18 protein-coding genes and 3 pseudogenes are annotated in these 18,784 nt (G+C 40.1%); 10 read left to right on the top strand and 11 right to left on the bottom strand.

The genetic code is table 11. The features are described 5' to 3' along the window. Position 1: 1 nt before the first annotated feature. The 7 genes and pseudogenes from H3299_RS15755 to H3299_RS01120 all read left to right on the top strand — a co-directional run bounded on the left by H3299_RS15755 (position 2) and on the right by H3299_RS01120 (position 6,528). Positions 2-1,606 (top strand): branched-chain amino acid ABC transporter permease, encoded by a 1,605-nt coding sequence (locus tag H3299_RS15755; protein ID WP_371739676.1) that lies wholly within the window; start codon positions 2-4, stop codon positions 1,604-1,606. Positions 1,607-1,620: 14 nt separating this feature from the next. Further along, positions 1,621-2,529, top strand: a pseudogene (locus H3299_RS01145) (ABC transporter ATP-binding protein); the annotation flags it as partial. A gap of 29 nt (positions 2,530-2,558) precedes the next feature. After that, positions 2,559-3,308, top strand: coding sequence for an ABC transporter ATP-binding protein (locus H3299_RS01140; RefSeq protein WP_182418517.1), 750 nt, complete (start codon positions 2,559-2,561; stop codon positions 3,306-3,308). 63 nt (positions 3,309-3,371) lie between these two features. Then, positions 3,372-3,749: a DUF6867 family protein gene (locus H3299_RS01135; protein ID WP_182418516.1), complete on the top strand. Its 378-nt coding sequence runs from the start codon at positions 3,372-3,374 to the stop codon at positions 3,747-3,749. 256 nt (positions 3,750-4,005) lie between these two features. Beyond that, positions 4,006-4,827 (top strand): MetQ/NlpA family ABC transporter substrate-binding protein, encoded by an 822-nt coding sequence (locus H3299_RS01130; RefSeq protein WP_371739674.1) that lies wholly within the window; start codon positions 4,006-4,008, stop codon positions 4,825-4,827. Continuing rightward, positions 4,827-5,861: a methionine ABC transporter ATP-binding protein gene (locus H3299_RS01125; protein WP_182418515.1), complete on the top strand. Its 1,035-nt coding sequence runs from the start codon at positions 4,827-4,829 to the stop codon at positions 5,859-5,861. Before H3299_RS01130 ends, H3299_RS01125 begins: the two co-directional genes overlap by 1 nt. After that, entirely contained in the window at positions 5,854-6,528 is a 675-nt protein-coding gene (locus H3299_RS01120) for a methionine ABC transporter permease (protein ID WP_182418514.1), read from the top strand. The genes H3299_RS01125 and H3299_RS01120 overlap by 8 nt, the downstream gene beginning before the upstream one ends. Before the next feature lie 142 nt (positions 6,529-6,670). Here H3299_RS01120 and H3299_RS01115 read toward each other — a convergent pair whose 3' ends face one another. Then, the gene (locus tag H3299_RS01115; RefSeq protein ID WP_182418513.1) at positions 6,671-7,660 is read right to left on the bottom strand and encodes an aldo/keto reductase; all 990 of its coding nucleotides are present in this window, start codon (positions 7,658-7,660) and stop codon (positions 6,671-6,673) included. Positions 7,661-7,784: 124 nt separating this feature from the next. Between H3299_RS01115 and H3299_RS01110 the strand changes: the two are divergent. Continuing rightward, a pseudogene (locus tag H3299_RS01110) lies at positions 7,785-8,677 on the top strand (LysR substrate-binding domain-containing protein). A gap of 89 nt (positions 8,678-8,766) precedes the next feature. On the opposite strand, the gene H3299_RS01105 reads toward H3299_RS01110, so the two are convergent. Next, positions 8,767-10,080: a dicarboxylate/amino acid:cation symporter gene (locus H3299_RS01105; RefSeq protein WP_182418512.1), complete on the bottom strand. Its 1,314-nt coding sequence runs from the start codon at positions 10,078-10,080 to the stop codon at positions 8,767-8,769. A gap of 157 nt (positions 10,081-10,237) precedes the next feature. Between H3299_RS01105 and H3299_RS01100 the strand changes: the two genes are divergently transcribed. Then, on the top strand, positions 10,238-11,035 hold the full coding sequence (locus H3299_RS01100; RefSeq protein WP_182418511.1) for a hypothetical protein: 798 nt from the start codon (positions 10,238-10,240) through the stop codon (positions 11,033-11,035). Positions 11,036-11,052: 17 nt separating this feature from the next. Here the strand turns inward: H3299_RS01100 and H3299_RS01095 are convergent, their stop codons facing one another. The 9 genes and pseudogenes from H3299_RS01095 to lptC form a co-directional block, all read right to left on the bottom strand. Beyond that, entirely contained in the window at positions 11,053-11,610 is a 558-nt protein-coding gene (locus H3299_RS01095) for a hypothetical protein (protein ID WP_182418510.1), read from the bottom strand. An 85-nt stretch (positions 11,611-11,695) separates the two neighbouring features. Beyond that, positions 11,696-12,175: a signal peptidase II gene (lspA, locus tag H3299_RS01090; RefSeq protein ID WP_182418509.1), complete on the bottom strand. Its 480-nt coding sequence runs from the start codon at positions 12,173-12,175 to the stop codon at positions 11,696-11,698. Further along, complete coding sequence (locus H3299_RS01085; RefSeq protein WP_182418508.1) at positions 12,172-13,023, bottom strand: RNA methyltransferase; 852 nt, start codon at positions 13,021-13,023, stop codon at positions 12,172-12,174. The genes lspA and H3299_RS01085 overlap by 4 nt, the downstream gene beginning before the upstream one ends. Continuing rightward, the gene (locus H3299_RS01080) at positions 13,020-13,934 is read right to left on the bottom strand and encodes a class I SAM-dependent methyltransferase (protein ID WP_371739821.1); all 915 of its coding nucleotides are present in this window, start codon (positions 13,932-13,934) and stop codon (positions 13,020-13,022) included. The genes H3299_RS01085 and H3299_RS01080 overlap by 4 nt, the downstream gene beginning before the upstream one ends. Positions 13,935-14,418: 484 nt before the next feature. Continuing rightward, on the bottom strand, positions 14,419-14,730 hold the full coding sequence (locus H3299_RS01075; protein WP_182418507.1) for a LapA family protein: 312 nt from the start codon (positions 14,728-14,730) through the stop codon (positions 14,419-14,421). Beyond that, a complete protein-coding gene (locus H3299_RS01070) occupies positions 14,727-15,014 on the bottom strand; it encodes an integration host factor subunit beta (RefSeq protein ID WP_182418506.1) in 288 nt (95 codons plus the stop codon). The genes H3299_RS01075 and H3299_RS01070 overlap by 4 nt, the downstream gene beginning before the upstream one ends. 521 nt (positions 15,015-15,535) lie before the next feature. Continuing rightward, positions 15,536-16,267 (bottom strand): annotated as a pseudogene (gene lptB, locus H3299_RS01065) (LPS export ABC transporter ATP-binding protein); the annotation flags it as partial. A gap of 88 nt (positions 16,268-16,355) precedes the next feature. Continuing rightward, positions 16,356-16,928 carry an LptA/OstA family protein gene (locus H3299_RS01060; RefSeq protein WP_182418504.1) on the bottom strand — a complete coding sequence of 191 codons (573 nt, stop codon included), beginning with the start codon at positions 16,926-16,928 and terminating at the stop codon, positions 16,356-16,358. 60 nt (positions 16,929-16,988) lie between these two features. After that, positions 16,989-17,654 carry an LPS export ABC transporter periplasmic protein LptC gene (gene lptC / locus H3299_RS01055; protein WP_182418503.1) on the bottom strand — a complete coding sequence of 222 codons (666 nt, stop codon included), beginning with the start codon at positions 17,652-17,654 and terminating at the stop codon, positions 16,989-16,991. A 620-nt stretch (positions 17,655-18,274) separates the two neighbouring features. Here lptC and H3299_RS01050 point away from each other — a divergent pair. Continuing rightward, on the top strand, positions 18,275-18,781 hold the full coding sequence (locus H3299_RS01050; RefSeq protein ID WP_182418502.1) for a GNAT family N-acetyltransferase: 507 nt from the start codon (positions 18,275-18,277) through the stop codon (positions 18,779-18,781). The last annotated feature ends 3 nt before the right edge of the window (positions 18,782-18,784 follow it).

Below are 18,784 nucleotides of genomic sequence, written 5' to 3'. Positions count from 1 at the left end.
CATGTCAGACCTATCCAATCAAAATATGTTATCAGAACGCTTTTCCAATGCTTTAAAGCAAGGCTTATTAACTGGCGGTATTGCCTTTATTCTATTTCTATTCATTATTGGTTTTAATGCCGATTATGATCTTGAAAACCAACTGGTTTTAACCCCACAAATTGGCTATTTAGTCAATTATATCGCTATTGCAGCTATTGGACGCTTTACATGGGTGCTATTTGGCGGCGGGTCACGTGGAACATATGCTGCGATCATACCAGTTCTTGCATTGTTTATTGGGTATCGTGCTTGGCTTTGGTATGTAACTGCAAGCCAAGAAGGCATTTACGATTTTTCAGCCCAAATAGATCAATTAGCCATAATTGCTATAATACTTGCTGTTCTATTGATTTTTCTAAACATAATACGCTCGTCTTCAAGATTTGGCCAAAAATCGACTGATCAGGTATTGAGATTTATATCTAAAGGCCTTTCCAAAGCAGGAGGAAAATCAGTTTCTGTTCTGCTTATTATCTATCCAATTTTAGTTATTTTCCTTGTTTATATATTTGCTTATTTATCTTCGACAAGTGAGCCAAAACTAGCTGATATTTTTAAAAAATCATCGTTTTTTATCGATAATTACGGCATTTATATCCTCATCTATGTGATATTGGCTTGGGGGCTTAATATTGTTGTTGGCTTAGCTGGATTGCTTGACCTTGGATATGTCGCATTTTATGCTGTTGGCGCCTATACGGTGACATTGCTTGGCAATCACTTCGGGTTTTCTTTCTGGCTGTGTCTTCCCCTTGCAGGTATTTTAGCCGCTCTTTGGGGTATGATGCTCGGCTTTCCTGTTTTACGACTGCGCGGCGACTATCTAGCAATTGTTACATTAGCTTTTGGCGAAATTATCCGTATTGTTTTACAAAACTGGGAACCCGTTACCGGCGGCAGCAATAGCGTTAAGGTGCAATCGCAAGCTACTTTTTTTGGTATTTCTTTTGCTCGTGGCAAGGAAAGCTTTGCCGATATTTTTGGTCTCATAAATAGCCAAATTTATTTTAAAATTTTCCTTTATTATCTTGTGCTATTTTTTGTCATCGCAATGGCTATTTTTATCACTCGCTTAAAGAAATTACCTATTGGACGAGCCTGGGAAGCTTTGCGTGAAGATGAAATTGCCTGCCGTTCACTTGGTATAAATCTAGTTACAACCAAATTATCTGCTTTTGCCACAGGCGCTTTTTTCGGTGGTATTGCCGGTGCATTTTTTGCGCAACGTCAAGGCATGATTGATTATACAAGCTTCAATTTCTTAGAATCGATCATTATTCTTGCCATTGTTGTCCTTGGTGGCATGGGTTCGCTAAAGGGCATTGCAATCGCTGCTATTATTATGGTTGGCGGCGCAGAAGCTTTGCGCAGTATTCCATCGGTACAAATGGTATTTGGTCCCGGCTTTGATCCTACTCAATATCGTATGTTGTGGTTTGGTCTTGCTATGGTCTTCATTATGATTTGGCGGCCACGTGGCTTTGTAAGTGGACGCGAACCGAGCGCCTACTTAAAAGAAAAGAAAAATATTTCTGGTAATTTTACCAAAGAGGGAAATGGTTGATGAAAAATCTAACAATGTCCCAACAAGAAAAGACAATTAATCAAGATGATATCATTCTTGATGTCCAACATTTACGCATGGTATTTGGCGGTATTATCGCCATTGATGATTTAAGCTTTAGTGCAAAACGTGGTGAAATCACAGCAGTGATTGGACCTAATGGCGCAGGAAAAACAACCGTTTTTAACTGTATTACTGGGTTCTACCGCCCAACGGGTGGAATGGTGTCGATGCGGCAAAAAAGCGGCAAGACACTAAAATTGGAACGTCTTGCTGATTTTGAAATAACCAAAAAGGCAAAGGTTGCCCGCACATTTCAAAATATAAGACTTTTTACTGGGCTTACCGTACTTGAAAACCTGCTTGTTGCGCAGCATAATACTTTAATGCAAGCCTCTGGCTTTAGCCTTTCTGGCCTCTTAGGCCTTAAATCTTATAAAACTGCAGCAAAACACGCCCTTGATAAAGCCGCACAATGGCTTGAAAAAATTGACCTTATTGACCGCGCTGATGATCCTGCAGGTGATTTGCCTTATGGCGACCAAAGGCGCTTGGAAATTGCTCGCGCCATGTGTACAGATCCCGAGCTTTTATGTCTTGATGAGCCTGCTGCAGGATTAAATCCGCGTGAGTCGCTTGAACTTAATAAATTGCTGCTTTCAATAAGAAAAGACTACAACACCAGCATTTTGCTTATTGAACATGACATGTCCGTGGTTATGGAAATATCCGACCATGTTATCGTTCTTGAATATGGTTCAAAAATTTCAGATGGAAAACCACTGGAGGTCCAAAACGATCCTAAAGTTATTGCCGCCTATCTTGGTGTTGATGATGAAGAAATTGAAGATTTGTGGATTGATGAACAAGATACACACAATGGTGATCAAACCGATGAACTCGTTCATAAGCTGATTGAAGAAACTGACGAGACCACGAAAGACGCAGCACGATGAAAGATAGCCAAGTAACGAATGATAAGAAACTGCTGCTCAAGGTCAATAATGTTGAGACTTTTTATGGCTCTATCCAAGCCTTAAAAAATGTTAACATTGAAGTGCATGAAGGAGAAATTGCCACCCTTATTGGTGCCAATGGCGCTGGTAAATCAACTTTGATGATGACTATATTTGGTGCGCCCAAAGCTCGCAGTGGTAGTATTATATTTGATGGTAAAGATATTACAAAATTGCCATCTCATGAAATTGCGCGTTTACGCATCGCGCAATCCCCTGAAGGACGGCGCATTTTCCAACGTATGAGCGTAATGGAAAACCTGCAAATGGGTGCAAGCCTTGATAATATGGCTTATTTTGATGAAGATGTCGAAAAAATGTTTGCACTATTTCCCCGCCTTAAAGAGCGCTTGCACCAACGCGGCGGTACACTTTCGGGCGGCGAGCAACAAATGTTGGCGATTGCACGCGCATTAATGGCAAGGCCGCGCCTTCTTTTGCTTGACGAACCCTCGCTTGGGCTTGCACCACTTGTTGCCAAGCAAATTTTCGCTGCCATTAAGGATTTAAACAAGACAACTGGTCTTACAGTGTTTTTGGTTGAACAAAATGCTTTTAGTGCGCTGCGTCTTGCTGACCGCGCCTATGTTATGGTCAATGGTGTTATTACGATGAGTGGCACTGGCCGTGAATTATTAGAAGACCCACAAGTGCGCGCTGCGTATTTGGAAGGCGGCCATCATTAGATTTACCAATTAAAATTTGCGAAAAATAGTAAAATACCAAAGACAAGCATAAGGAGAAAACAAATGAGAGGCATTTTATTCGAGCAATCCTCGATAGTTTATTTTCTCATCATTACAGTAATATTAGGTGGCGGTGCAGCATGGATGACTGGACGTGCTTGCGCCCTTACTTGGCGCAATATTAGCATTGCACTTGCCTATATGGTTTTATTGGCTGTAGCCATTCGTTTTTTGCACTATGTCATTCCTTACTATGAAGCCGACAATGGAAATGTCACTTATCATGCAACATTTTTATCGCTACATTATTATTTAGTTGACCTTGTGGTTATGCTGATTTTTTGTGCCCTTGGCTATCGCCATACACGAGTAAATCAAATGGTGCGCCAATATAGCTGGCTTTATAAAAAAACATCCCCACTTTCCTATAGTGAAAAGTGACAACTAAATTATTAAACAAACCATTTGTTGAAATGTGAAGCGAGTCTTATTTTGGCAATATTTTTATCATTTTTAATAGCAATATTGTTTTTTAACCATAGATTAGAAAAAAACTATCGATAAAAGCGATTAATTGTAAAATCTTATTGCAAAATAACAGATTTATCGTTTTTTCTTTCTTGGTTTTTTGCTATAGCCGCACAATTATGCAGATAAATCCGGCAATGATGACCGGCCATTACAAAGGAGCATTTCCATGGCATTCTTTACTGCACTTAAACGCCGTACACTTTTAGCAATGATATTGTCACTAGGTATGGTTGGCACGACCATGTCTTCGCTTCATGCTGAAGATAAAACCACCATCAAGCTTGGCGTGATGGATGGTCAAGAAGCAGATGTTTGGAAAGTTGCTGCTGAAGTTGCTAAAAAAGATGGCCTTAATATCGAGCTTGTTATGTTCGATGATTATGCTATTCCAAATGAAGCCGTTAATGGCGGTGATTTAGATGCCAATGCGTTTCAACATACGCCTTACCTTGACGCGCAGATTGCGCAACGCGGCTATAAACTAACTATCGCAGGTGATACTGCTTTATTTCCAATGGGTGTATATTCGCGCAAGATCAAAAACCTTGACGAATTAAAGGAAGGTGCCAGCGTTGGTATTCCTGATGACCCATCAAATGAGGGGCGTGCGTTACTCGTGCTTGCCCAACATGGCTTGATTACTCTTGATGACCCTAAAAATATTTTAGCAACGCCAAACAACATCAAAGACAATCCAAAAAAATTGAAATTTGTTGAGATGGATGCAGGTATGCTTGGCCGTTCTATCGCAGATTTAGATATTGCTGTGGTTAATACAAATTGGGCTTTGGTGTCTGGTCTTGATGGCGCAAAGGATGGTATTGCGTGGGAGAAGCCAGAAAATAACCCATATACCAATATTATTGTTGTACGCACTGCCGATAAGGATGAACCTTGGGTTAAAAAACTAGTCGCTGCTTATCACAGCGAACAAGCGCGCGCTGAACTTAAGCGCATCTTTGGTATCAATTACGCAACGACGTGGTAATGACATTACAAACAACCCCAGTTTTAGAACTGAAGCACATCCGTCGCCATTTTGCACAAACGGCGGCGGTTGATGATATTTCATTGACAGTTAATAGAGGCGAAATCCTTGGTATAATTGGCCGTAGTGGCGCTGGAAAATCAACCCTAATTCGTTGTTTCAATGGTCTTGAGACCATTGATCAAGGGCATATCTATTTTGAAGGGCAAGATATTTCCAAATTGAGCGACAATGAATGGCGTAAAATTCGCCAAAAAATCGGCATGATTTTTCAACATTTTAATTTATTATCTTCCAAGACAATTATTGAAAATGTTGCATTACCGCTGAAATTTTCTGGCATGAATAGCAAACAACGTTTTGCTCGCGCTAATGAATTGCTAGAACTTGTTGGACTTGCTGATAAAGCTACAATGTATCCGGTGCAATTATCCGGCGGCCAAAAGCAGCGCGTTGGTATTGCCCGCGCACTTGCAGGTAATCCTCGCATCTTATTATCCGATGAGGCAACCTCTGCCCTTGATCCTGAAACAACCCAATCAATCCTTGAGCTTTTGCGCGAAATTAATCGCAAAATGCAACTTACTATTATTCTCATCACCCATGAAATGGAAGTTGTTCGCTCTATCGCTGATCGCCTTATTGTACTTGATCGCGGAAAAATAGTAGAACAAGGCTTTGTCAAAGATATTTTTGCTCGCCCACAAAATGCAACGACACAATCTCTTTTACAAGTCATAACGCCACAATTACCAAGCAGCATTGCTGCTAAATTACATCAAACCTGTGGAGACGATGCGATTATAGAATTGCATATTTCCGGTGATGAAGCGCGCAAACCGTTTTTCAATAATCTTGCCAATGACACTGGCATGGTCACCCGCATTTTGCAAGGTGGTATTGATACAATTCAAGATGAGCCTATAGGCCTTTTCTTCATTGCAGCGGATGCAAAAGATAAAGATCGACTTAGCCTTGCCATGAATTGGTTAAAGCAAAGAGCAGACCATTGCGAGGTTTTGGGCTATGTTTAATAGTGAAAATATTTCGATTATTTATGACGAAGTCCCTAAAGCCATTCTTGATACCTTTTGGATGACTGGTTGGTCAGGTCTATTTGTGCTTTTATTTGGGCTACCACTTGGACTTTATCTTTATGTGACAAGTAAGGATGGTCTTTTTGAAAATGCTTGGCTTAATCGACCCGTGAGTGCTCTTGTCGATGCGGTAAGAGCCATTCCTTGGATAATTCTATTTGTTTACTTGATGCCTGTATCGCGGTTTGTTGTAGGTAAGCCATTTGGTAATGAAGCAACTATTTTCGTGCTTGCCATATCAGCAATACCATTTTACGCAAGAATGGCCGAGCTATCGTTTCGCAATATTGATAAAGGCCTTATTGATGCAATACGCTCGATGGGCGCAACACGTATGCAGCTTATCCGTGAAGTGATCATTCCAGAATCAAAATCTAGCTTGATTACCGGCCTTACTGTTACAATCATTGCTATTATTAGCGCCAGTGCTATTACTGGCTTTGTTGGCGGTAATGGTTTGGGTAGAATTGCCATTAGTTATGGTTATAAACGCGATATGAGTGACGTTATGACGGTTGTAGTCGCTATACTCATTGCATTGAATGTAGCCGTGCAGTGGTTTGGTGATCATCTTTCGCGCAAATATGATCATAGCAAACGTTAAAGCTGCAAAGGGCTTTTAGCAAATTTAAAATACGTTGAACAATATTGCTATAAACATACTTTGTTGCAGTTTAATTATTAAAGCAATAAAAACCAATTACCCTATTTTGGGTAATTGGTTTGATTAGGGTCAGAAATAAGGCCTATTTACCAACACGTGCTTGTAAATGAGCAGGATAGCGCGCGCCAACAACTTCAATCGCATCAAGGGCGGTTTTAATATTGCTTAAGGCTGCGGGGGATAATACAACGTCAACCGCTTTAATATTTTCCTCAAGGCGCGATATTTTTGTTGTACCGGGTATAGGTGCAATCCAAGGCTTTTGGGCTAGTAACCAAGCAAGGGCGATTTGCGCGGGTGTGGCATTATGATCTTGTGCAATTTTTTGAATAGCATCAAGCAATCCTTGGTTGGCTTCCATAGCTTCCTTGGCAAAACGTGGTACCGATAAGCGGAAATCATTTTCTTTAAGATCATCTGGTGAATTGAGTTTGCCAGTTAAAAAGCCTTTGCCTAATGGGCTAAAAGGTACAAAGCCAATTTCTAGCTCCTCTAATAATGGAATGATCTCATTTTCTGGTTCACGCCACCACATGGAATATTCGCTTTGTAATGCGGTTACTTCTTGCACTTTATGGGCGCGGCGTATGGTTTCACACCCCGCTTCGGAAAGACCAAAATGGCGCACTTTGCCTTGTGCAATTAAGTCTTTTACTGTGCCGGCAACATCTTCAATCGGCACATTGGGGTCAACACGATGTTGGTAATAAAGATCAATATAATCAGTTCTTAAACGCTTTAATGACTGTTCTACTACACGTTTAATATGTTCTGGCCGACTATCCATATTTTGTAAAGCATTGGCATTTTCAGTATCAAAGCCAAATTTAGTGGCAATGACTACGTCTTCACGAAATGGCTGTAAGGCTTCGCCAACAACATCTTCATTCAAAAATGGCCCATAAATTTCGGCGGTGTCAAAAAAACGGACGCCTTTGTCATAAGCTGCACGAATAAGTTTTATCGCCTCTGCTCTATCGGTGGCAGGACCATAGCCAAAGCTTAAACCCATACAACCAAGACCAAGGGCCGAAACCTCTAATCGACTTTTTCCTAAATAGCGCTTTTGCATGATTTTCTCCAATGAGGTTGGTGCAGCTTTATTTTTAGCTGCTCTATGACTAAGATATAAATGATGCTATGATTAATTATAATAGGGTATAATTGGATAGAGCTTATAAGGCGTACTTATTAATATGGAAAATTTAAATGACCTTGTGGCCTTCATTGCTGTTGCTCATGAGAAAAGCTTTACTAAAGCCGCCGCAAAGCTTGGAGTGTCGCAATCGGCGCTTAGTCAAACAATACGTAATCTTGAAGAGCGATTAGGGATTAGATTGCTTATGCGCACCACACGCAGCGTATCACCAAGCGAAGCAGGAGAAAAATTATTGGCAACCTTGGTGCCACGTTTTGACGATATTGAACAAGAGCTTAATAATATAAAGCAAATGCGCGATAAACCAAGTGGCACAATTCGAATTTCAGCAGGTGAGCATCCAGCAATGACAATCTTGCAGCCGGCGATAACAGCATTTTTAAAAAAATATCCTGATATTAAAATAGAGCTCGTCGTTTGACAATAGCTTTATTGACATCGTTCGAGATCGCTTTGATGCTGGTGTGCGTTTTGGCGAAGCGATTGATCAAGATATGGTAGCGGTTAAAATCGGCCCAAAACAACGCATGGCAATTGTTGCAACACAGCAATATTTTGAAACCTATGGCAAACCTGTTACCCCGCGCGAGCTTGTCCACCATAATTGCATTAATATGCGCTCAGCAACAACGGGCGGCTTTTTTCAATGGGAATTTGAAAAAAATGGTCGCGCTTTAAATGTTCATATTGATGGTCAACTAACTTTAAGCCAATTGCAGTTGCGGGTAAATGCTGCACTCGATGGCGCAGGCCTTGTTTATATTCCTGAAGATCTCGTATTGGAATTTATTTGAGAAAAAGCGGCTTATTCGAGTATTAGATGATTGGTGCGAGCCATTTGAGGGCTATTACCTTTATTATCCTAGCAAGCGTCAGCATATGCAGGCTTTTAATCTCTTTATCGAGCATATTCGTTATCGTCGCAGATAATAATAATTGATTTTACCTAAAAAAGCGGCAGCCTTTGGTTTAAGGCTGCCGCTTTTTTTAATGATTGTTTTTATAAAAAGTTAAATTGCTTATGATGCAACTGCATCAGGGGCAGTTTTGCGGTCAAGAGTTGCATGAAGCTGTTCTTGATCCAAAGCGTTTTCCCATTTGGCAACAACAACACAAGCAACGGCGTTACCAGTAAAATTGGTAAGCGCACGGCATTCTGACATGAAGCGGTCAATACCAAGAATAAGGCCAAGACCTTCAGCAGGAATGGTTGGGAACATGGCAATCGTTGCAGCTAGGGTAACAAAGCCAGCACCAGATACACCAGCCGCACCCTTTGATGACACCATAGCAACCCCCAAAAGAGCAAGCTGATGCCAAATGTCAACAGGAACACCATAGGCTTGAATGATAAATAAAGCAGCCAAAGTCATGTAAATATTGGTGCCGTCAAGGTTAAACGAATAACCCGTTGGTACAACCAATCCGACCACTGATTTTTTAGCGCCAGCTTTTTCCATTTTATCCATTAAAGATGGAAGTGCCGATTCCGATGACGATGTGCCAAGAATAAGTAAAAGCTCATCCTTGATATAGCGCACAAGCTTGAAAATTGAAAAGCCATTATAGCGGCAGACAGCACCAAGAATGATGACGACAAATAAAACCGAAGTTAAATAAAATAATAAAATTAGATAGCCAAGGCGGAAAATAGCCTCTGACCCATATGCACCTGCAGTAAAGGCGATAGCACCAAATGCACCGATTGGCGCAGCGCGCATGATGATTGAAACTAGTTTGAAAACAGGTGGTATAAGGTTTTGGCAAAACGTAAGAATAGGCTTGCCGCGCTCGCCAATTGATGCAAGCGAAATACCAAATAAAATAGCAACCAAAAGAACTTGTAGTAAATTGCCTTCAGTAAATGCAGATACTAATGTTTTAGGCACTATGCTTTTAAAAAAATCAATAATTGAAATACTTTGCGCATCGGCCGCATATTTTAATGCTTTAACTTTATCAGCATCTGAAATAGCCGTTGGAAAGTTATGACCTGGTTGAAACACATTAGCGACAATTAAGCCTATGATCAAAGCAAGGGTAGAAAAAGTTAAAAAGTAAATGAACGCTTTACCAGCAACCCGCCCCACACTCGCAAGATTGCTCATGCCAGCAATACCAACAACAATGGTTAAGAAGATAACGGGAGCAATGATCATTTTAATCAAAGCAATAAATACAGTGCCTAATGGTTCGAGTGATTTGCCAAGATCTGGCCATTTAAGACCAATTGCAATACCAAGAGCAATAGCAAAAACCACTTGAACATAAAGATGGTTGTATATTTTCGGCTTTGGTTTTGTTGAAACTAGATGTTCAATTTCAATTGCCATATAAATCTCCTCATCCAACTGAAATGCAAAATTTTCCTCAATTGACATTTTTATCAATGAAATTCAAGAAAAAAGCAATTTGATCAAAAGTCGCATAGCAGCTTATTGATTGAAATCAAATTTTATCCACTATTTCGCCACTTATTCGCCATGAATAATGTGGACAACATCGCTTGGTGGGCCGCTATTCACGGCTGTCAGTAAATCGGGGCTAGAATTATTGATCTATCTTATACTCTTATTTGCGTTCTGGCTATTCATCGGCTTTAAACGCACCAACCAATTGCCTGTGCCTTTTTATAAGCGGTTTGTATTGATTATCGGCTGGTTAGTCTTTGCAATTTTGACACTTGGCCTATTATTGCCGTATGTTTTAAATCCCTTTCCCGATCAGCCGTGGTCTCGCCTCTTTATTTTGGTCTTTTGCGCTTTAATGGCATACCTTGTCTTACTGCTTTATTTGGAAGCGCGGTGTTTAACCCTTAAACCACGCATAACAAGAGAGTTCATCCGCGACATAATGCTTGTTGTAAGTTTACCATGCATTGTTCTTTATATTGGCTTTTATATTTTCTTATTTTTACCTACTTATCATAAAATTGACAATCAACTGGTGGCGCAGCCAATTGTTGACAAACTGGGCAAACCTTTGTCTTTTGATCAATTTTTAAGTGTTTATCAGCAAAGCTATTCGTCACTGGCCCCTTTAGATCTATATCGGGCACAGTTCGTATCATCGGAAATAACTGATTTTATGGACAATAATGATCTTGATATTTCTGGAAGCAATGTCGAGGCATTTCATGCAATGCTGAAAGTCATAGATGAAAAACTTTCTTTTCATTATTTCTTATTAACTTTCATTATATTCTTTTGGTTGTGGGGCATAAGTTTTTATCAGGCGATTTCAAGAAATTGGCGCCGCGATTATGATGGCAGTTTTATTTATGAATGACTTTTTCTTCGTAAATGTCAGTCAGTAAAATCTTCAAATTTTTTTAAATTACCGCTTTTGTATTTTTCATAAACGTCTTCAACATCTACTCTTACCATTTGAACTATTTTATTCAAGTTCATCATATGAACTGATTGGCCATTTTCCTCATCAATAGTATTTTGAAAAGTACAAAAATCGTTATCTGTAATAAAAATAGTGCTGCTACCCTCATAAATATATTCCTTTGAATTTTCATCAATAATAGCTGGAGGAATAAAATAGTTTACAAAGACAACAATAGATGTTTTGTCACCCTTCACGCCTGTTACATTTATGCAATAATATGATGCACACCCGGCATAGCTAAATTTAAGGCGCTGTTTTTCATTTGCTTCCAGATAGATGTCTGTATTTGTAGTTTCACTATTTTCAGCAATAATCTGCCCTTTAAAAAGCCAACGGCTCAGCATGACATCATCATAAAAGGCTAGTCGTTCATGATCAGTGCATTCACGGCTTTTGGCACATGGGGCAATAATGCTAAAGGTAAAAAAGGAAATTGAAAGAATTATCGCTGTTAAAATTTTACGCATAGATGCATCCCCTAAATACCTATCCTTTTGAGGATAACAATTAGGACCCAAATAACAAGCGGTATAAAATTCACTTTAAAAAAAATTAAGTCTTTTTAACTGGTTTTGAACCAAATAATTCATTGAGAATAATCAGCACAGCGCCAATGGTGATAAAAGCATCTGCGGCGTTAAAAACTGCAAAAGACCAGCCATAGGCATAAACAAGAATATAATCCACCACGTAATGAAAACGCACACGGTCGATTAAATTGCCAAAGGCACCACCGAGCACCAGCAAATAACCAATATTAGCGAGCTGTTTATTCTTATCGCCCTTCAGCCATAAAAATATAACGAAAATAATAACCACAATAGTTAAGGCAATAAGCCCCCAATCATGGAAAGATGCCAACATTGAAAAAGCAATACCGGTATTTTGCGTGTAAAAAAGCTTTAAAAACGGCAAAACATCAATAGCTTGATAAAGCTCCATATGGGTGACGACAAGATGTTTTATCACTTGATCAAGCGCGACTAAAATGGCGACAAAAATTATCCCGCCCCATAATGCTGATTTCTTCATGCTATACGCTCATCCAATACCAAAACATTGCGGCGCATTTCATAAAGCATCACCGCCGTTGCCACCGCAAGATTTAACGAATCTGCACGTCCTGCTTGTGGGATACGTGCAAGCTTATCGCAGCTTTGAGCAAGACTGTCGGGCAATCCTTGTTGCTCATTGCCCATCATTAACATGATTGGCCCCTTTTTATAGGAAATAGTGCGATAATCCACCGAGCCTTTTAAATGGGTGCCGATAATGTCGCCATTAAAGCTTTTGCGCCAATTAAGAAATTCTGGCTCTTTAGCACGATAAAGCGGTACTGAGAAAATTGATCCCATAGTCGCACGCACTGTCTCCAAAGAATAAGCATCGGTTGTATCACCAATTAAGACGATACCACGTGCCCCAACTGCATCGGCAGTACGAATAATTGTGCCAAGATTGCCAGGATCGCGGACACGGTCAAGAGCAATATAGAGATCATCACGGCCAGCTTTCAACTGATCTAATGGCTGCCATTTTTGTTCAAAAACACCAATAACCGTTTGCGGATTTTCGCGCCGCGTAATTGATGTTATAACCTTGTCATTTGCTTCAATAACAAGTCCGCCACTTGCAACGGTGCGTGCTGCCACTTTTTCAATCGCTGGATTACCAAGCCCAGATTTTGCAAATACCAATGTGCGAATTTGCCAACCCTGTTCAAGCGCATCAATAACCAGTTTCAAGCCTTCAGCTATAAAAATACCTTCACGGTCGCGGAATTTTTTCAAAGAAAGCGCTTTTAAATCCTTGATAATTGGATTGGCAAGGCTGGTAATTTCTTTTACTTGTCCGGTTCTTGGTCTTGAATTATTCATCATGCAATCCAACGGCTAAATAATGAGGTTGATAGGGCGCGTTTTGCCTGTTCTTCACGTAAAATAAGCTCACCTGATTGAACTTCGCCTTTAAGGCCGCGAAAACGGTCGCGCATTAATTCATGAATCGCATAAAATGACGCACGGATGGAATAGGCAGTGAGTACGACAGCCAAAGGTCTATCAGATAAAATATCGCGACAACCAGCAACCATTTGCGGTAAATGGTCAAATAATTGCCAAACCTCGCCATGTGGCCCACGGCCATAGGCCGGTGGATCGAGCAATATAATATCATAGGTCTTGCCGCGCCGTGCTTCACGCTCAACAAATTTCATCGCATCTTCACAAATCCAACGGATTGGCTTGTCATTAAGACCGGCAACTTCTTGATTTTCGCGTGCCCAACCAATGGCTTTTTTTGACGCATCGACATGAGTAACCTCAGCGCCGGCGCGTGCGGCAATTAATGAGGCAACCCCCGTATAACCAAATAGATTAAGCACTTTTACTGGCCGTTTAGCATCAATAATCTGCTGTTCCATAAAACGCCAATGGGCATCTTGTTCAGGAAAAACACCAACATGGCGAAATGAGGTGAAACGGCCTAAAAATGGCATATCATTCCATGCCATGGGCCAGGTTTCACCAAGTGGGGTTTTGGGAAAATTCCACCGCCCCAAACCTTCTTCATCGGTATTGCCGGTAAAAATGGCGTCTGCTTGTTCCCATTCCTTGATATCAAGGCTTGGCTGCCAAAGGGCTTGGCCTTCGGGGCGGATAATTTTATAAGGACCATAACGCTCAAGCTTTAAACCATGGCCACTATCCAGCAATGCGTAATCATTATCGGCAAGGGTTTCAAGAATAAGCGGTGCACTTCCTAATGGTCGCTCACCTTCCACCTTGGCAATCTCTATGTTGGATAATGCATTAAAGAGTGTTGCTTTATCAAAGGGCAGTGCGGTAGTGGTTGCGCTGTCACCACTCTCGACAGGCTTTTCTACTCGTCTTAGCTTACCGCTATGTGATTGGTTCTTATTATCATCACTCAAGCTAGCTTGATCGCGTCTATCGCGGGGCTTTTGCGGACCTTCTTGAAAAGACCTTGTTTTTGCGGATGAATTAGCCTGTGAAGGGCGTTGTTTATCCCAAGATTTTGGCTTATCTTTTGCCACTTTCTGCTTTGCCATTGATGGTCGGGCTTTTTTAGATTTCACCAGAATATTGCCTGTAATTGGATGGTTAAAAACTTATTTAAAATGAATGATGCGGGCATAGGCCCGCATGATAGTTTAACGTCAATAAAAGCCAGATTATGTCTAAGCCAAAGCGCTTACTTTAAATACTCGTTAAATAGCAAAAATATGTTCAACACTGCCTATCTGCGACTATATTTTATGACTTAACAGCAATATCGAGATCCTGATTGCGATTTTTTGCCTTTTGTGCTGCTAATTCATTTTGGCATTCATGCAAGGCTTTGCGGTATTTATGCTGTTCAAACCAAACTGCAAACCCACCAATGATCATACCGATAATTAAGAACAAAAATAGCCAGATAAAAAATGGCAAAGTAAAATGCCAAGTAGTGCTATCAAAAGGGTTAAGCGCCAATGTGGCGGCAGCTCGATTGGCAACCATAAAGGCCACAACAATAATGGCTAATGGAATAAGGATAATTGCTGCTATGATGCGTTTAAAAGTCATTCGTCTTCGCTATTCAAACGGTCGCGTAATTCTTTACCAGTTTTAAAAAATGGAACCCATTTTTCTTCAACTTCAACAGCGTCGCCGGTACGCGGATTGCGCCCCACACGTGATGGGCGATTTTTTACGGAAAAAGCACCAAAGCCTCTTAGTTCGACGCGGTTTCCTTCAGCCAAGGCATCGGAAATTTCGTTAAACACTGTGCTGACAATGTTTTCAACATCGCGCTGGAAAAGATGCGGGTTACGGCTGGCAATGATTTGCACGAGTTCCGATTTTATCACAATTAATCTCCGTTTCAGCGAATTATAATATTCATGTTATTCTAGCATAAATGCTTAAGTAAAATGTTAAGTGTTTCAGTCTAATTTTTTTGTACGATCATGGCTTGGCATCAACTTGCCAAATATCACATTAATGTGAATCAGCAATTTAACCAATGAATAATTTTGTATGTTTCTTTTAAAACAATTTGCCGGCACTGTGAAGTACCTGAATTAAAAACCACAAAAAGTAACAGCTTTACAGCAATTTAAACTGCAAAAATTAAAAAATATTTTCGAGATGATCCACTTACATAAATTGATAAACTATTTTGTATTCAAAACAAAATAAACTTTGCGAATGACTTATGAAGACAAGGTGTTTATCCGTCAATGCCTTTATTAAAATTTTGATATATTTCGGCAATATTTTCTAATGTTCAATGAGTGCAACGCTTTATAAATTGACAAAAGTCAAACAGCTTGCGAAATCTGAGCAAACTGTTTAAGCAATTGGAGCATCGTAAAATATGACTTAGCTTTTACAAAGAAAATGTATTGCCAAGATAGAGGCGACGCACGTCAGCATTTGCCACGATTTCGTCAGGAGAACCATGAGTGAGCACTTGACCTGAATGAATAATATAAGCGCGATCAACCAGCCCCAATGTTTCTCTCACATTGTGATCAGTAATCAAAACGCCAATACCACGACGCGTTAAATGACGGACCAATTGTTGGATATCAGAAATTGCGATCGGATCAATACCGGCAAAAGGCTCATCCAACAGCATGAAGTTCGGCTTTGAAGCTAACGCACGCGCGATCTCAAGACGGCGTCTTTCACCACCTGACAAGGAAATTGCTTGGGATTTTCGCAAATGCGAGATTTTAAATTCATCAAGCAATTCGTCTAATTGCAGTGCCCGCTTTTTCTTGTCTTTTTCAACAACTTCCAAAACGGCTTTAATGTTATTTTCAACACTCAACCCTCTAAAAATCGATGCTTCTTGAGGCAAATAGCCAATGCCCAATCGAGCGCGACGATACATGGGCATGGTGGTAACGTCAAAGCCATCAATTTCTATTGAGCCACCATCCGCAGGAACAAGACCAGTTACCATATAAAAGCAAGTAGTTTTACCTGCACCATTAGGTCCTAAAATGCCAACAGCTTCGCCGGCGCGCACACCAAAAGATACATCACTTACAACCGCGCGCCCACGATAGGTTTTACTCAAATTACGTGCAATCAGTGTGCCTTTATAGCGATTAACGCTGGCGTTATCTGTTTGCTCAACGGGCTCATCACTGCGTTCGATTTCGATTGTTTCTTCAACAATTTGCTGCATTACTATAACTTTATTCCGCGCGGTTCATGATAACAGAGACACGGCCTTTTTTCTGTTGACTGGAACAGCTTTCAAGAAAAGCCTTACCGCTATCCATATGAGCAGTTAATTTACAACCGGTCGCAACATTATCACCATCGGTTAAAACAACATTGCTACCTGTTAAAATCATAACATTGGTTTTACCATTAAAAGCACCTTGATCACCCGTCGCGATTTGCGTGCCTTGCTTAATATAGACCTTGTTTGACACTTCCATTTTTTCAATCCCGCTCGATCCAAGTCCACCGCTTGCTGCTTGCTGTGGCTTTGTACCATCGGGCTTAGCGTAATAGACAATCATTTTACCTGCTTTAAGCAAGCGATCACCTTGGATAACCGTGACATTGCCAGTAAATACAGCAAGGCCTTCTTTGTCGCGCATTTCAAGGTTGTCAGCATCAATCTTTATAGGTTCTTTGCCACCGGACAGATTAAGACCAAAATTAGCTTGCTGCGCCATTGCAGTCGGCGCAAGCGTAAAAAGACATCCCACAATTAGAGCCAAACGACCCAGGTGATAACGAGTGCAAATATTCAGCATTCTTTGACGCTCCTTCACTGGGCACGAACCACCCATATTTTGATGTTCCATAACATAGTGTTATTGTGTTTTATTATCTGCTTCTTGCGGCGCAATAACCAGTTGGACTCTGCCGTTGAATATAAAGACCTGTCCATTTTCTTTAATACTTAAACTATCAGCCGTCAAATGTTCTCTGTCGCGAATTATTTCCACTGGTTCATTTGTGGTTAATTGGCTTGTTTCAATGTTGATATCCGCTGACTTAAAACTAGCATTGACACCATCACTGGTTGTAACCGTAAAAGGTTTTTCAAGCACCATACGACTATTAATACTATCATAAATCCCACCAATGGCAGATACCTCAGCTTCGGCCCGTTCGCCAAGTGGCATTTTAGCGGTAATATCTTCAAGCTCAATCAGGCCCGGTTTTAGTGGATCTTGCACTGCGCGACTAGCATTGAATGAGTAAGGCTTTTGGCTTTTTGAATAGCCTTCAATTTTTGGGCTAGTCATGACAAGTTTGTCGTTGCCATCAGTATTAAGCGCAACAACATCCGCTGTTGGGCGGGCGGCAAAAAATGTAAACCATGCAAAAACCGCAGCAATCATCACAGCAATAATCGGTAAAAGAATTTTAATAAATTTTACCCTACTGGAATGCTTCATAGCTGCCAAAAAGACACTATCCTTTTTGACACTTGTTGAAAAAATACTGCTATCGCTATTTTGACGATCGTCCACGCGGTCCTCTTACATATTAATTTTATATATTATGATATAATAATTATAATCTCTTTAACAAGGAATTATTAATTGCGTATGCTCCATATTAATAATTCACTCAATTGAACCTTTCTTTATATTTATAGTTAGCGCCCCTATTATCAATAGTGCTTTGCCAAACAGCAAGTGATAAATTTTGGTCATAAGCCAATGCTATTCTCGTAACGCTCATGTAACAATAAAAACTTGAAACTATGTTAATATGAATAATGTTCTTGCTAAAGTTGTATAACACAAAAGCGGCATTTTTGCGTGATAAATTAATTGGAATTTAAAGATCAATAATGATGGATAGGCTTCGTTCTACACGCCTATATATGCGAAATTTTTATCTTCGCCTCATTCCATATTTTGATTTTTACTGCCGCTATTTTAAAAACTTGTATAAAATTTAGAGATATTTTTTAAAAATCAGCTCATTTTGTTCAAAATATGAATCAAAAACAACCACAGCCCATAACAATAGCTTTACCATTCCAATTTCTGGAGTGAGTGGTGTATAAACACGGTAATGTAAATATATTTTGTACAATCCATATATTGTTTTTAAATATCATAAATTACAATGAGGGCAAAAAATGAATATTATTACACGTAAAATGGTCCTTGCAGATTGCAAGCATGTGGCACCATTATTGCAAAAAAATGCCCAATCCAATCATGGTGGGCTTTTTGGCGAATATCCGCTAAAAAAAGTTGAAGGCATGTTCAAAACTAGTCTTAACACAGTTATTGCGCAAGAAAGTGATAAGGTTGCCGGTGTTGTTTTTAGTTTCTCGGTAAGTTCTGAAAGCTTGCCACCTGTTGCTAAAAAAATTGTAGAGCTTTATCCTAATTTAACCCAAGATGATTGGTTCTACGGTCCTGTTTGTATTGACGAAAATTATCGTGGCCAAGGACTTCTTGCCAAATTATGCGACAAGATTTGCTCTTTAAATACGGGAAAGCCTATAGCATTTATTAATCTTGACAATATTGCGTCATTAAAAGCCCACGAAAAGATAGGTTTTAGTGAAGCAGGACGTTTCAAATTGGACAATGTTGATTGGCTTGTATTGGTAAAAGAGGATCCTTTCCAAGAGTAAAAA

The sequence above is a fragment of the Bartonella sp. HY038 genome, from assembly GCF_014117425.1.
Lineage (GTDB): Bacteria > Pseudomonadota > Alphaproteobacteria > Rhizobiales > Rhizobiaceae > HY038.
This window is presented reverse-complemented; position numbering and strand designations above follow the sequence as displayed.